This window comes from Prauserella flavalba (assembly GCF_003202235.1).
GTDB classification, from domain to species: domain Bacteria; phylum Actinomycetota; class Actinomycetes; order Mycobacteriales; family Pseudonocardiaceae; genus Prauserella_A; species Prauserella_A flavalba.
On record NZ_MASU01000005.1, the window covers coordinates 843,433 to 857,210 of the forward strand.

Sequence of the window (13,778 nt, forward strand, 5' to 3'; positions counted from 1 at the left end):
CGTGGGACACAAGTGCTCGCCCCGGACGAGCCTGATCTTCGAAGTTGGCTTAGGGTCGTAAGTGCCATGGCTCGCGTCATACACGTCTTCCGTCAACCCGACCGCTTCGTCGCGGGAACCGTCGGGGAACCCGGCGACCGCACGTTCTTCCTGCAGGCGTCGGAGACCACCCGCACGATCAGCGTGACCATCGAGAAGCAACAGGTGGCCGTGCTCGCCGAACGGCTCGGCTCGCTGCTCGAGGAGATCGCCAGCCGCTTCGGCGCCGACGTGCCGGAGGAGGTCCCCGACGAGCTGGTCGACACCGAACCGCTCGACGTCCCCGTCGAGGAGGAGTTCCGGGTCGGCACGATGGGGCTCGGCTGGGACGCCGAGAGCAAGGCGGTCGTCATCGAGCTGCTCGCCATCACCGAGGGCGAGGTGGACGAGACGGTGGTGCTGGACGACACCGAGGAGGGACCCGACGCGGTGCGGGTCTTCCTGAGCCCCGCCGCGGCGCGCGCGTTCGCCGCGCGCGCCGACCGCGTGGTCAACGCGGGCCGCAAGCCGTGCCCGCTGTGTGGTGAACCCCTCGACCCCGCGGGACACATCTGCCCGCGCCAGAACGGCTATCGTCGGGATTCGGAACTCACCGACGACGAAAGCTGACACCGAGTTGGCAGCAGAACACGTGGACCCGGCCGACCCCGCGGCCAGGGAGCTGGTCGCGCGCGGCCGTATCGACGTCGAGGGCAGGCTCGTCGACGCCTCGAACGTCACGCTGTTCTGCACCATCGAACTCGACGGCGTCAGCGCCAACGCGGTGTACAAGCCGGTGAACGGCGAGCGCCCGCTGTGGGACTTCCCCGACGGCACGCTGGCGGGCCGGGAGGTGGCGACGTACCTGGTCGCGGAGGCGGCCGAGCTGGGCAGCGTGCCGCCGACCGTGTTGCGCGACGGACCGTTCGGCGAGGGCATGGTGCAGCTCTGGATCGAGACGACGGACGAGGAGCTCATCGACGTCTGCGCCCCCGAGGACCTGCCGGAAGGCTGGCGCGTGGTGCTGCACGCCCACGACCGCCTCGGGGAGCCCGCCGTGCTCGCCCACGCCGACCATCCCGGTCTGCGGGACCTGGCGGTGCTCGACATCGTCGTGAACAACACCGACCGCAAGGGCGGGCACGTCCTCGCCGGCGGTGACGGCCGGATCTACGGCGTCGACCACGGCATCTGCCTGCACACCGACCCGAAGCTCCGCACGGTGCTGTGGGGCTGGGTGGGCGATCCGCTGCCCGGTGAGTCGGTGGACAAGCTGCAGAAACTGCGCTGGGCGCTGGATCACGAGCTGGGGGAGACGCTCGCCGCGCACCTCACGCGCGCCGAGGTCCGCGCGGTCGCCCGGCGCACTGACGAGCTCCTCGCGGAGCCCGTCTTCCCTGCGCCGGGCGACGACTGGCGGGCGATTCCCTGGCCGCTGTTCTGACGGCCGCGGTCAGCGGAACAACTCGACGTTGCGCCTGGCCCACTCGGCGTAGGTGATGGGCGGGCGGCCGGTGGCGCGCTCGAAGTCGTGCTCGACGGGCACCCGCAGGTCCGGGCCACCCGCGAGCAGCCACTCCGCGGTGGCCTCGTCGAACCCGGACGCCAGCCATTCCTGCTTGGCCTCCTCCCTGGTCTGCTCGATGTAGCGGATGTCCCTGCCCAGGGCGTCGCCGAGCGCCCGCACCTGCTCCGGGATCGTGAGCTGCTCGGGTCCACTGAGCCGGTAGACCCGGTTCTCGTGGCCGTCCCGGGCGAGCGCGGTGGCCGCGATGGCGGCGATGTCGGACATCGCGATGGCCGTGTCGGAGGACTGCGGGAACGGCGCCCGCACCACACTCTCGGCGCGGATGCTCCCCGCCCAGTTGGTCGTGTTCTCCATGAAGGCGCCCGGGCGCAGGAAGGTGCAGTCCAGGCCCGACTCGCGCAGTGTGCGCTCGATGGCGACGAACGACAGCGCGTACTCGTCCTCGGCGTCGTCGGTGGCGAGGATCGACGTGAGCGCGACGACGTGCCGCACGCCGGCCTGTTTCGCCATCGCCGCCACGGTCTCGATCGTCTCGGCGGTGGGCGGGAGGTAGAGCTTCTCGACGCCGTCGAGAGCGGCGGTGAGTGTCTCCGGCTTGCGCACGTAGCCGGTGAACACCTCGACGTCGGCGGGCAGCGCCGCCTTCGCCGGGTTGGTGGTGAGTGCGCGAATCTTGTGGCCGCGGCCCGACAGCTCGTCGACCACCATGCGGCCGATGTTGCCGGTAGCGCCGGTCACCAGGATCGTCATCGGAACAGCCCCCAACTCAGTACGGTGTACGAAGTGAAGGTGCCAGCCTACTCCGTACAGCGCACGGAGTCATAGGATGGCCCCCGATGACGCACGACAACGACGGTTCCCCCGACCTCACCCGCGGCATGCGGCTGCTCTGGCGTGCCGAGGGCGGCGCCCGCCGCGGCCCGAAGCCCGCACTCGACCTCGACCGGATCGTCAGCGCCGCCATCGAGATCGCCGACGCCGACGGGCTCACGGGGCTTTCGATGCGGAAGGTGGCCGAGCGGCTCGGCGTCGGCACGATGTCGCTCTACACCTACGTGCCCGCGAAGGCCGAGCTGGTGAGCCTGATGCTCGACGCCGTGGACGCCGAGGGCGTGCTGCCGCACACCGTCGAGGGATCGTGGCGCGCCAAGACCGAGTCGTGGGCGCGCGAGGACTGGGTCCTCTACCACCGGCACGAGTGGACGCTGCACGCCTCCGGCCGACACCCGCTGGGCCCCAACACGATGCGCCGCTTCGACTCGGCGCTGCGGTCGCTGGCCGCCACCGGGCTGCCGGAGGCGGAGATCGTGGCCGTCGCCGACGTGATCGACACCTACATCCGCGGGATGGCGCGCCGCTCGGTCGAGATGCGGGAACGTGAGCAGCGCACCGGCGTCAGCGAGACGCAGTGGTGGGCCGAGCACGGGCCGATGCTCGACGAGTACCTGACCGGCGAGGCGTTCCCCGCGGTGCGCGAGGTCAGGGCCGCCGGGGCGTTCGAGAGCGAACTCGACAGCTTCGAGTACGGCCTGCAGCGGATCCTCGACGGCGTCGAGGCCCGCATCGGGGCGGCGGGCTGACGGCGTGGCGGGCAGCGCACGGCCCCGGGCGCCCGCTAGGTTCGGCCCCGTGCGCTCCCATTCCTACGACGACATCCTGAGCGGGCCGCGCAGGCGGAAGGTGCCGGAGGTGCCCGCCGAGCCGGGTCTGGTGCTGGAGGACCCCGCGAGCGGTTACTGCGGGGCGCTCGTGAAGATCGAGTACGGCAACGCCGTACTGGAGGACCGGCACGGCAACCACCGCGTCTTCCCGCTGGGCCCCGCCGCGTTCCTGCTGGAGGGCAAGCCGGTGACGCTCGTGCCGTCCCGCAAGCCCGCGGCCCCCGCGCGCACGACGTCGGCGTCGGGCTCGGTGCGGGTCGAAGGGCTCAAGGCGCGCGTCGCGCGTGACTCGCGCATCTGGGTCGAGGGCAAGCACGACGCCGAGCTCGTCGAACGCGTCTGGGGACACGACCTGCGGGTGGAGGGCGTCGTCGTCGAGCCGCTCGACGGCGTGGACGTGCTCGCCGAGCGCATCGCGGAGTTCGGCACCGGGCCGGGCCGCAGGCTCGGCGTCCTCGTGGACCACCTGGTGCCCGGCAGCAAAGAGTCCCGGCTCGTCGCGGCGATCGACGACGAGAACGTGCTGGTCACCGGTCATCCCTACGTCGACGTCTGGCAGGCGGTGAAGCCCGCGTCGGTGGGCATCCGGCAGTGGCCGTCGGTGCCGAAGGGCGTGGAGTGGAAAGAGGGCGTCTGCGCCGCGCTCCGCTGGGGCGAGCCCTACGAGGGATGGCAGCGGGTGCTCGCCGGGGTGAGCAGTTTCCGCGACCTCGAAACCCCGCTGATCGGCGCCGTCGAACGCTTGATCGACTTCGTCACCGACCCGGAGGCGTGAGCATCCTCCGGCAAGGTCACGCGTAGATCACTTCCCGTGATCTTCTCGGTGGAAATGGTGACGATCTGGGAGCATGTCTGCATGACAGCGGCACTCATCTGGCTCATTGTCGGAGTCGGTCTGATCGTGGCGGAAGTGCTTTCCGGCGATTTCGTTCTGCTCATGCTCGGGCTCGGCGCTTTGTTCGGCGCGGGCTCGGCGGCGTTGTCCGGCAACGCGTTCGTCGACGTCGCGGTGTTCGCCGTGGCCTCGATCGGCCTTCTTGTGCTCGCCAGACCGGCGCTGAAGCGCCGGTTCCTCTCCGGTCCCGGAGTCAAGACGAACGCCGACGCCCTGGTGGGGGCGCAGGCGGTGACCGTGTCTACTGTGGATGCACACAGTGGTCAGGTGAAGCTCGCGGGCGACGTGTGGTCGGCCCGCAGCATCGCAGAGGGGCATGTGATCGATCCGGGTACGACGGTCACGGTCGTCGAGATCTCCGGGGCGACCGCCGTGGTTTCGGCGGAACCGTGATGGCCGTCGGCGCCAGCGCGGAAAACGATAGGAAGACGAAGGGAAGTACGTTTTGTCGACGGCAGCGATAATCGTTGTCGCCATCCTCGCGCTGTTCGTGATCGTCACGGTCGCGAAGGCGCTGATGGTGGTGCCTCAAGCGCAATCGGCGGTGATCGAGCGCCTCGGCCGGTTCAAGACCGTCGCCTCTCCCGGCCTGAACTTCCTGGTTCCGTTCCTGGACAAGGTGCGGGCCAGGGTCGACCTGCGCGAGCAGGTCGTCTCGTTCCCCCCGCAGCCGGTCATCACGCAGGACAACCTGACCGTCTCGATCGACACGGTGGTGTACTTCCAGGTCACCGACTCCCGTGCCGCGGTCTACGAGATCTCCAACTACATCGTGGGTGTCGAGCAGCTGACCACGACGACGCTGCGCAACGTGGTCGGTGGCATGAGTCTCGAGGACACGCTGACCTCGCGTGACTCGATCAACCAGCAGCTGCGTGGCGTGCTGGACGAGGCGACCGGCCGGTGGGGCATCCGCGTCGCCCGCGTGGAGCTGAAGGCGATCGACCCGCCACCCTCCATTCAGGACTCGATGGAGAAGCAGATGCGCGCCGACCGGGAGAAGCGCGCGATGATCCTCACCGCCGAGGGTCAGCGGGAGTCCGCGATCAAGACGGCGGAAGGTCAGAAGCAGAGCCAGATTCTCGCGGCCGAGGGTTCGAAGCAGGCCGCGATCCTCGCCGCCGAGGCGGAACGACAGTCGCGGATCCTGCGCGCACAGGGTGAGCGGGCCGCCCGCTACCTGCAGGCGCAGGGTCAGGCGAAGGCGATCGAGAAGGTGTTCGCCGCGATCAAGGCGAGCAGGCCGACTCCGGAGGTGCTGGCCTACCAGTACCTGCAGACGCTGCCGCAGATGGCGCAGGGCGACGCCAACAAGGTGTGGCTCGTGCCCAGCGACTACGGCAAGGCACTCGAGGGCTTCGCGCGCTCGCTCGGGGCGCCCGGCGAGGACGGCGTGTTCCGCTACGAGCCGCCGAAGGAGGAGCGGGTGGAGATGCCCGCGCTGGACGACGACGAGGTCGCCAGCTGGTTCGACACCTCCACCGACCCGAAGGTCGCCGAGGCCGTGCGGGAGGCGGAAGCCGTTGCGCGGCAGGAGGTTCCCGGTCCGCTGACCTCCGCTCCGGGGCCGAGGCCGTCGGCGCTGTCCCCGCTCGGGGGCACCACGCGGCCCGCCGGGCCAGAGGCGGAGGCGGACGAGGCGCAGGAGCCGCCGCAGCAGCTGCCGCCGACTCCGCCCCCGCCGCCTGCGGCTCCGCCGGTGAACAACCCGCCGACCCCGCCGTCGGGGCCGTTCGGCGCGGGCCCGCAGCAGAGCCGTCCGCAGCAGCCGGGGCCGTTCAACCCGCCGCAGGGCGGCGGCGGTCCCTACCCGCCGCAGAACCCGCCGTACGGCGGCCCGCCGCGACCGCAGTAACCACAGTGGACAAAGGGCGCCCCGCGATGTGCTCGCGGGGCGCCCTTTCCGTTGTGTGCTCAGCGTTTCCTGAGATAGACGCTGTCGTCGCTGATGTCGGCCCGTGAGCGGTCGGGCAGCAGGCGCACGCACACGACCGTGACCACCGCGGCGAGCACGATGTAGACGGAGATCGAGAACGGTGTGCCGGTGGCGTGCAGCAGCCACGTCGCCAGCAGCGGTGCCGGTCCGCCCGCGAAGACGGACGCGAGCTGGTAGCCGAGCCCGGCCCCGCCGTAGCGCAGGTGCGTCGGGAAGCTCTCGCCGATGAGCGCGGCCTGAGGGCCGTACTGCATCGCGTGCGGCACCATCGACACGATCACCATCACGAAGATCGCCGCCGCGCTCGCGTACTGCAGCACCGCGAAGTAGGGGAAGGCCAGCAACCCGACGAGCACGGCGCCGCTGACGTAGACACGCTTGCGGCCCAGCCGGTCGGACAGCTGCGAGAACCAGGGGATCGTCACGAGTTCGACGGCCGCGGCGACGAGTACGGCGTTCAGCACGAACGTCTTGCTCAGCCCGCGTTCCTCGACGGCGTAGACGAGCACGAAGCTCGTGAACAGGTAGAACGGCATCTGTTCGCTGAAGCGCAGGCCGGCCGAGAGCAGGATCTCCCGCCAGTGGTGGCGCACGACCTCGGTGACCGGGCTGCGGGAGGTGCGCTGCGTGGCCACGACGGCGGCGAACATTGGTGTCTCCAGGATCCGCAGCCGGATCACGAGCCCGACGGCGACGAGCACGAAGCTCGCGAGGAACGGGACGCGCCAGCCCCAGGAGTCGAACGCCTCGGCGGGCAGCAGCGCGGAGAGCAGCGTCAGGCCGCCGGTGCCGAGGACGAGCCCGGTGGGCACGCCGATCTGGGCGAAGCTCGCGAGGAGGCCGCGGCGGCGCTGGTCGCCCCACTCCATCGCCAGTAGCACCGAGCCGCTCCACTCGCCGCCGACGGCGACACCCTGCAGCAACCGCAGAGCGACGAGCGCGAGCGGGGCGAGGATCCCGATCGAGGCGGTGCCGGGCAGCACGCCGATGATGCCGGAGGAGATGCCCATCAGCAGCAGTGTGCTGATCAGCGTCGCCTTGCGGCCGATGCGATCGCCCCAGTACCCGAAGATCGCCGCGCCGATCGGCCGGGCCGCGAAGCCCACGGCGTAGGTCGCGAAGGACTGCATGGCGCCGGCGTAGCTGCTGGACTCCGGGAAGAACACGGCGGGGAAGATCAGTGCGGCCGCGGTGTTGTAGAGGAAGAAGTCGTACCACTCGATGGTCGTTCCGATGACGCTCGCCGCGGCGGCTCTCCGGGTCTGGGTCCCGCGCTGAGCCTGTTGTGTCCGCAGTGTCCGGTTCGCCTCGTCGCGCCCGAGAACCATGACGTCACTCCCTGCATAGGCGGAATACCGTATACATAAGGGACCCGTGGAGCGTGCGGTTCAATCGGCCGAACGGGGGAGCCGTCAGTGCCCGGGCTCGGACACCGGGCAGAGCTCGGGACGCTTGGGCGTGATGGTGTCGCCGGAGGACTCGCCACGCAGGCGGCGGCCGATCCACGGCAGCGCGTGCTCGCGAGCCCAGCGCAGGTTCTGCGCCCGCTCCTCCCTGGGGCTGAGGATCGCGCGCGGACCCAGCTCGCCGGGCGTGACGGTGTGCTCTACGCCGAGGACGTCGAGCACGGCGCGGGCGATGCGCGTGTGGCCGAGCGCGTTGAGGTGGATGCGGTCGGCCGACCACAGCCTCCGGTCGCGCAGCTCGCGCATGGCCCACATGTCCACGAGCAGCGCGCGGTGCCGCGCCGCGATGAGGCGCACGTGCTCGTTGTAGATGGCGGTGCGCCCGCGCATCCGGCGGAACAGCGGGTCCTCGACCCCGTCGACGCCGGTGAAGAGCACCACGGTGGCCCCGGTCTCGGCGAGTGCGCCCACGGCGTCGTCGTACCGCTCGGCGAGCGCGTCGATGTCGGTCTTGGGCCGCATCAGGTCGTTGCCCCCCGCGTAGAGGGTCACGACGTCGGGCTTCATCTCGAGCGCGGGCCCGAGCTGTTCGGCCAGTACCTGCGGCAGCAGCCTGCCGCGGATCGCCAGGTTGGCGTAGGCGAGTGCGGGGTTGCGGCGGGCGAGCTGCTCGGCGGTGCGATCCGCCCAGCCGCGCACGCCGTTGGGGTAGGCCGGGTCGTCGTCGCCGACGCCTTCTGTGAACGAGTCGCCGAGCGCCACGAACCGGTCGATCATGCTTCGACTGTAGCGATTCCGGCGTTGTGGCCTGTCACACGCGCTGCCGTTCGCGGTGGTCGGCGACGTGGACCCGGGTGGCGCAGCGGGTGGAGCAGAACCGGCGGCGGCCGTTGCGGGAGGTGTCGACGTACACGACGTCGCAGCCCTCCCGCGCGCACACGCCCATACGCGCGGGATCGTCGCAGAGCAGATGGGCGAGCCCGCCCGCGGTGTAGGCCTGGATGCGGCGCACCCAGCCGTCGTCCTCGCCGGCGTAGTGGATGTGGGGCGCCTTGCCATGGTGCCGGGAGATGTGCGGGCGGCACGCCGAGTCGGCCAGCAGCACGTTCAGCAGGTCCACGCGCCTGTCGGCGTCCGGTTCGGCGAACACCCGCCGCAGCCGCTCGGCCCACGCGGCCACCTCGCGGGCCTGTTCGGTGGTCAGCGACGTGAGCCGCATGTCCTCGGCCCGCAGCCGGGCCACCAGTTCCTCCGGCGGTGCGCCGGCCGTGTTGACGATCGCCACGGCGACGCGCGCCGCGGTGCCGCCGTAAGGGTTGAACTCCACTAAGCCATTACACCACGATGGCGGCATGATCGACCCACGTTGCCCCAGATGCGGGTGGCCACTGCACGAACTGCCCCAGCCCGCCCGGTCGACGCACCCGATGTCGGACGGCCAGGTCAGCTACCGGCGCTGTCTGTGCGGAAGCTGGCTGCTCGTGCTCAACGGCCAGGTACTGGCCGCGACTACCGCAGTGACCCGACCGCGGTGAAGGCCACCTTCACTGCGGTCGGGCTCCCTCGGCGGTGTGGCTAGGTTCGGCCTCGGTGTTCGGCGAGGATCTGCGCGAGCGTGTGGGCCGGAGAGCTGTCGAGCTTGTGCCGGTGGGCGTCGTAGCGGTCGCGGGTGGTGCGGATGTCGGCGTGGCCGAGGAGGTCCTGCACCTTCTGCACCGGGACGTTGTGGGCGAGCAGCAGCGTGCCCGTGGTGCGGCGCGCCGTGTGCGGCGAGATGGTGGCCGCGGCGGGCAGCCCGGCCGCGTCGGCGAACCGGCGCAGCGCCTGCCACACGTCGCGCTGCCGCAGCGGCTTGCCGCCGGGCTTGGCCGGGTCGTGCGGATGCGGGGTGGTCGCGAGCAGCGGGCCGGTGAGCCGCTCGGGGGCCACGCCCGCGCGGTCGGCGCGGCGGCCGAGGTAGCGCGCGAGCGGCCGCAGCGCCGGCGCGACCACGGGGACGAAGTCGCGCTGCCCGCCCTTGCCGGTGTAGCGCAGGATCGTGTGCCCCGCGTCGGTGTCGAGGTCGGCAACGGTCGCGGTGGTGATGCCGGAGACGCGCAGCCCCGTGTAGAAGAGCAGCGCCACCAGCGCGGCGTCGCGCCACGCGGCCTCGGTGTCGAGGCGCAGCGCGCGGGACTCCACGTGGTCGAGCAGCGCCGCGGTCGAACGCTCGTCGAGCGCGGAGCGCGGCGACGCCTTCGCCCGTTTGGGCCTGGTCACGGCGCCGATCGGGTTGGTGTCGGTGACGTCGTTGGACTGCAGGTAGCGGTACCAGCTCGACACGCCGGCGAGCGTGCGCGCGACCGTCGAGGGGGCTGCGGGCCGGGGAACGCCGTCGCGGCCGGTCACCGTCAGGGTCGTCTTCCACGCGTCGACGTCGGCGCGCCGCGCGCGGAGCGGGTCGAGCCCGCTGCGGTCGCACCACGAGAGCCAGGCCGCGAGGTCGGCATAGTAGGCGCGGCGGGTGTGGTCGCTCTTGTCGGAGCTCAGCCACAGCACGGTGACGTGCCGGACGGCGTAGCGGTCCGACGGGTCGGCCGGGGGCAGCGCGGGCAGCAGGTCCACCGCCTCGGCGAGGTCGTGCGCGGAGGCCTGCCGCAGGGCGAGCTCACCGGAGTCGGGGCTGTCGATCATGGTCTGGTGATTGTGCCCTGTCGCCGGAGAAAAAAGTCGGAAAAGATGTCGGGGCCGTGTCGATTCCGCCGGGGGTCCGTTCGACGCGTCGTTGACGACCGGCATGGGAGCCGGTCACCGACACAGAGGGAGACAACGACATGCGCTTCATGATGATCGTCAAGGGCAACGAGGACACCGAGTCGGGCGCGGTGCCGTCCGAGGAGGAACTCGCCGAGATGGGCCGGTACAACGAGGAGCTCGTCAAGGCCGGCGTGATGCTCGACGGCAACGGCCTGCTGGAGACAGCCAAGGGCGCGAAGGTTCGCTACCAGGGCAAGGGCAAGACCACCGTTGTGGACGGCCCGTTCACGGAGACCAAGGAGCTCATCGCCGGGTACTGGATCATCGACGTCAAGTCGAAGGACGAGGCCATCGAGTGGGCCCGCCGCATCCCGTTCGTCGAGGGCGAGGTGGAGATCCGCAAGGTGGCCGAGCCCGAGGACTTCGGCGACTCCTACACGCCGGAGATCAAGGAGGCCGAGGACAAGCTGCGCGAGGAGATCGCCAAGCAGCACAAGTCCTGAAGTCGCTTGCCGTCACGCCGCCGTCCTGCTGTGATTGGCGGCTGTGACGGCTGCCGTGGAAACCCATCGCGCGATCGAGGCGGTCTGGCGCATCGAGTCCGCCAGGCTGATCGCCGGGCTCGCCCGCATGATGCGCGATGTCGGCGCCGCCGAGGAGCTCGCGCAGGACGCGCTCGTGGCGGCACTGGAGCAGTGGCCCGAGTCAGGCGTGCCGGACAACCCCGGCGCCTGGCTCATGGCCGTGGCCAAACGCCGGGCCATCGACCAGTTCCGCCGCCAGGAGCGGCTCGAGCGCAAGGTCGAGGAGATCGGCCGTGACCTGGAGACGCAGGTCGAGCCCGAACCCGAGCTGGACGACATCGGCGACGACCTGCTGCGGCTGGTGTTCACGTCGTGCCACCCGGTGCTGTCCACCGAGGCACGCGTCGCGCTGACGTTGCGGCTGCTCGGCGGCCTGACCACCGACGAGATCGCGCGCGCGTTCCTCGTGCCCGAACCCACGGTCGCGCAGCGGATCGTGCGGGCCAAGAAGACGCTCGCGAAGAAGAAGGTCCCGTTCGAGGTCCCGCAGGGCGCCGAGCTGTCCGAGCGGCTGGCGTCCGTGCTGGAAGTCGTCTACCTGATCTTCAACGAGGGCTACTCCGCCACCGCTGGCGACGACTGGATGCGGCCGGAGCTGTGCGCGGAGGCGCTGCGGCTCAGCCGCGTGCTGGCCCAGCTGGCGCCGAAGGAACCCGAGGTGCACGGGCTGGTGGCGCTGCTGGAGATCCAGGCGTCCCGTGCCCGCGCGCGCACCGGCCCCGACGGGGAGCCCATTCTGCTGCTCGACCAGGACCGCGGCCGCTGGGACCGGCTGCTCATCCGCAGGGGCCTCGCCGCTCTGGAACGCGCCGAGGCGCTGACCGACTCGCTGGGCCCGTACGCGCTGCAGGCCGCGATCGTGGCCTGTCATGCGCGGGCCCGCACAGCGCAGGAGACGGACTGGTCCCGCATCGCCACGCTGTACGGCGAGCTGAACGAGGTGAACCCGTCGCCGATCGTGGAGCTGAACCGGGCGGTCGCGGTGTCGATGGCGGACGGTCCGGCCGCCGGGCTGGCGCTGGTCGACCGGCTGGCCGGCGAGCCGGCCCTCGCGAAGTACCACCTGCTGCCGAGCGTGCGCGGCGACCTGCTCGCCAAGCTCGGCAGGCACGCAGAAGCGTGCGAGGAGTTCACCTCGGCCGCGGGGCTGACCCGCAACGAGCGCGAACGGACACTGTTGCTGGAGCGCGCCGAGCGGGCGGCCGAGAAGGCCGGGCTCAGCGCCCCAGGCGGCTGAGCGCCCGCATGGCCTCGCGTTCGAGGCGGGCCAGCTCGTCCAGTACGGCACTCGCCTGCACGAGGTAGTGCGCCTCGCCGGACTCACCGGCTTTCGTGATCAACGCCGCGGTCTCCGTCCACAGTGGCGCCGCCTCGGCGTACAGGCGGTGCCCGGTGCGCAGGTGTTCGCTGTCGAGCACGTCGGTGGCCTCGGCGAGGAAGTCACGGTAGAGGTTCCGGAACAGGGCTCCGCCGGTGCCCGCGTGCTCCATGAGGCGGGCGGCCTGCGGCAGGTCCCGGCGGGGGTCGGCTGCGCGCTGGAGCCACGTCCGGACCAGCGTGGCCGCCTTCGCGATGCCGCGGTGGCCGACGTTGGCGATGGGCGGGTCGAGGAACGCGCCGGCGCAGGCGGTGATCGCGGGCACGAGCCGGGTCCGCGGCGAGGGCGCGGTGCCCGGCACGGTGAGAGTGAAAGAGCGGTGCCTCGCGGTCATGGGACCACGGGCGGCCCTGGCCTCGGCGAGGCTGTGCAGGCTCGTGGACACCGCACCGCCCTGCTGCTCGGTGTCCACGAGGTGGGCGGTGTGGTCGTCGTAGCCGTACATCGCCACGACGTGCCCGCCGAAATGCACCTTCGACGTGAAGTACTCCAGGTGGTAGCTGTCGAGTTGCAGGCCGACGGGCCGACCGGCGTCCAATGGGCCCGTGACGTTCTCCCACGCCCTGCGCGCCGAGGCGGTCTCCCGGACGCGCAGGTCCAGCCCGAGCGTCGTGGCCAGGTTCCTCGTGACCTCGAACGGCTTCACCCGCCCGCCGAGGAACGGGAAGTCCAGGTTCTTGCCGTCCCAGTACAGGAACGACAGCCCGGAGCCGAGGCCGAACAGCATGGGCTCCGACAGGTCGAGTCCCTGGTGTCGCAGCAGCACGCCGGGTGCCGTGGTCTCGCAGTGCTGTCCACCGCGGGTGTCGATGCCGGTCACCGTGGTCATGCGGGGTACTCCTCGACGGGGACGATCAGTCTGGTCACGAGTTCCTCCGCCCGCGCCTCGGGCGGTGCGACGAGATAGGCCTCGCGGACGGGTGCCCGCGGGCGCAGGCCACGCTCGTGGATGGCCGCGAAGAGCGCGTTGTAGGCCAGCGCCAGCTGGGCGTAGGGCCCGGTGTGCACGGTTTCGGCGACGAGCCCGCACGGCAACGTCGTGGACTCCAGGCCGTGAACGTCGTGCCCTGCCGGCGCCTGCGCGCCCACGGCGATCGCCAGTGGCTCGTCCAGGTCCAGCGGGTACAGCCCCCACAGCGGTGGCTCCCACGCGCGGCCCGCGGCTCCGAGAGCCGACAGCAGCCTGCCCACACAGTCGCCGAACGCCGCGCCGATCTCCGCGGTGGTACAGACCGCGCGCACCACGGCCAGCCGCCGCTGCGGCTCGTCGGTCAGCGTGATCTCGTAGCCGGGCAGGCCGTCCTCGGCCAGCCGTTCCAGCATCGCGAGCCGCGCGCGGTCGCGGTCGATCCGCTCGGCCAGCCGGTCCCGCTCGCCACGCAGGATCCGTGTCCGGTGCCCGGGTTCGGCGGCCAGCGCCTCGGCGATCACCGCCAGCGGGAGGTCCAGCTCGCGCAGCAGCGCGATGGTCAGTGCGTCGCGCGCCTGCTCGGGCGCGTAGTAGCGGTAGCCCGAGCTCGCGTCCACGTGGACCGGCGCGAGCAGCCCCAGCTCGTCGTAGTGGCGCAGCTGCTTGACGCTGAGCCGGCACAGCCGCGCGAAGCGGCCGATGGTGAGAAGTACGTCCCGCACGGCA

Annotated in this window: 15 protein-coding genes; 8 read left to right on the forward strand and 7 right to left on the reverse strand. The window is 71.3% G+C overall.

Annotation, left to right across the window (positions count from 1 at the left end):
* Positions 1 to 66: 66 nt before the first annotated feature.
* A complete protein-coding gene (locus tag BA062_RS11365) occupies positions 67 to 648 on the forward strand; it encodes a DUF3090 domain-containing protein (protein ID WP_110336007.1) in 582 nt (193 codons plus the stop codon).
* 7 nt (positions 649 to 655) lie between these two features.
* On the forward strand, positions 656 to 1,462 hold the full coding sequence (locus BA062_RS11370) for an SCO1664 family protein (protein ID WP_110336008.1): 807 nt from the start codon (positions 656 to 658) through the stop codon (positions 1,460 to 1,462).
* Positions 1,463 to 1,471: 9 nt separating this feature from the next.
* On the opposite strand, the gene BA062_RS11375 is transcribed toward BA062_RS11370, so the two are convergent.
* Entirely contained in the window at positions 1,472 to 2,296 is an 825-nt protein-coding gene (locus BA062_RS11375; protein ID WP_110336009.1) for an NmrA family NAD(P)-binding protein, read from the reverse strand.
* A gap of 86 nt (positions 2,297 to 2,382) precedes the next feature.
* On the opposite strand from BA062_RS11375, the gene BA062_RS11380 reads away from it, so the two are divergent.
* The 4 genes from BA062_RS11380 to BA062_RS11395 all read left to right on the forward strand — a co-directional run bounded on the left by BA062_RS11380 (position 2,383) and on the right by BA062_RS11395 (position 5,957).
* Positions 2,383 to 3,126 (forward strand): TetR/AcrR family transcriptional regulator, encoded by a 744-nt coding sequence (locus BA062_RS11380; RefSeq protein ID WP_110336010.1) that lies wholly within the window; start codon positions 2,383 to 2,385, stop codon positions 3,124 to 3,126.
* Between the two features lie 49 nt (positions 3,127 to 3,175).
* On the forward strand, positions 3,176 to 3,982 hold the full coding sequence (locus BA062_RS11385; RefSeq protein WP_110336011.1) for a DUF3097 domain-containing protein: 807 nt from the start codon (positions 3,176 to 3,178) through the stop codon (positions 3,980 to 3,982).
* Between the two features lie 81 nt (positions 3,983 to 4,063).
* Positions 4,064 to 4,495: an NfeD family protein gene (locus BA062_RS11390; protein WP_110337250.1), complete on the forward strand. Its 432-nt coding sequence runs from the start codon at positions 4,064 to 4,066 to the stop codon at positions 4,493 to 4,495.
* 124 nt (positions 4,496 to 4,619) lie between these two features.
* Complete coding sequence (locus BA062_RS11395) at positions 4,620 to 5,957, forward strand: SPFH domain-containing protein (protein WP_245959843.1); 1,338 nt, start codon at positions 4,620 to 4,622, stop codon at positions 5,955 to 5,957.
* Positions 5,958 to 6,016: 59 nt separating this feature from the next.
* Here BA062_RS11395 and BA062_RS11400 read toward each other — a convergent pair whose 3' ends face one another.
* The 4 genes from BA062_RS11400 to BA062_RS11420 all read right to left on the reverse strand — a co-directional run bounded on the left by BA062_RS11400 (position 6,017) and on the right by BA062_RS11420 (position 10,117).
* Positions 6,017 to 7,366: an MFS transporter gene (locus BA062_RS11400; protein ID WP_110336013.1), complete on the reverse strand. Its 1,350-nt coding sequence runs from the start codon at positions 7,364 to 7,366 to the stop codon at positions 6,017 to 6,019.
* Between the two features lie 84 nt (positions 7,367 to 7,450).
* The gene (locus BA062_RS11405; protein WP_110336014.1) at positions 7,451 to 8,221 is read right to left on the reverse strand and encodes an SGNH/GDSL hydrolase family protein; all 771 of its coding nucleotides are present in this window, start codon (positions 8,219 to 8,221) and stop codon (positions 7,451 to 7,453) included.
* 34 nt (positions 8,222 to 8,255) lie between these two features.
* Positions 8,256 to 8,771: a CGNR zinc finger domain-containing protein gene (locus tag BA062_RS11410; RefSeq protein WP_110336015.1), complete on the reverse strand. Its 516-nt coding sequence runs from the start codon at positions 8,769 to 8,771 to the stop codon at positions 8,256 to 8,258.
* 248 nt (positions 8,772 to 9,019) lie between these two features.
* A complete protein-coding gene (locus BA062_RS11420; RefSeq protein WP_168213925.1) occupies positions 9,020 to 10,117 on the reverse strand; it encodes a tyrosine-type recombinase/integrase in 1,098 nt (365 codons plus the stop codon).
* A gap of 140 nt (positions 10,118 to 10,257) precedes the next feature.
* Here BA062_RS11420 and BA062_RS11425 point away from each other — a divergent pair, with 140 nt between their 5' ends.
* Both BA062_RS11425 and BA062_RS11430 read left to right on the forward strand, forming a co-directional pair.
* Positions 10,258 to 10,683, forward strand: coding sequence for a YciI family protein (locus tag BA062_RS11425; protein WP_110336018.1), 426 nt, complete (start codon positions 10,258 to 10,260; stop codon positions 10,681 to 10,683).
* 34 nt (positions 10,684 to 10,717) lie between these two features.
* A complete protein-coding gene (locus BA062_RS11430) occupies positions 10,718 to 12,001 on the forward strand; it encodes an RNA polymerase sigma factor (protein WP_210406821.1) in 1,284 nt (427 codons plus the stop codon).
* Here BA062_RS11430 and BA062_RS11435 read toward each other — a convergent pair.
* Positions 11,982 to 12,971, reverse strand: coding sequence for a BtrH N-terminal domain-containing protein (locus BA062_RS11435; protein ID WP_110336020.1), 990 nt, complete (start codon positions 12,969 to 12,971; stop codon positions 11,982 to 11,984). The genes BA062_RS11430 and BA062_RS11435 overlap by 20 nt on opposite strands.
* Positions 12,968 to 13,774: a MerR family transcriptional regulator gene (locus BA062_RS11440; protein WP_110336021.1), complete on the reverse strand. Its 807-nt coding sequence runs from the start codon at positions 13,772 to 13,774 to the stop codon at positions 12,968 to 12,970. The genes BA062_RS11435 and BA062_RS11440 overlap by 4 nt, the downstream gene beginning before the upstream one ends.
* Positions 13,775 to 13,778 lie beyond the last annotated feature (4 nt).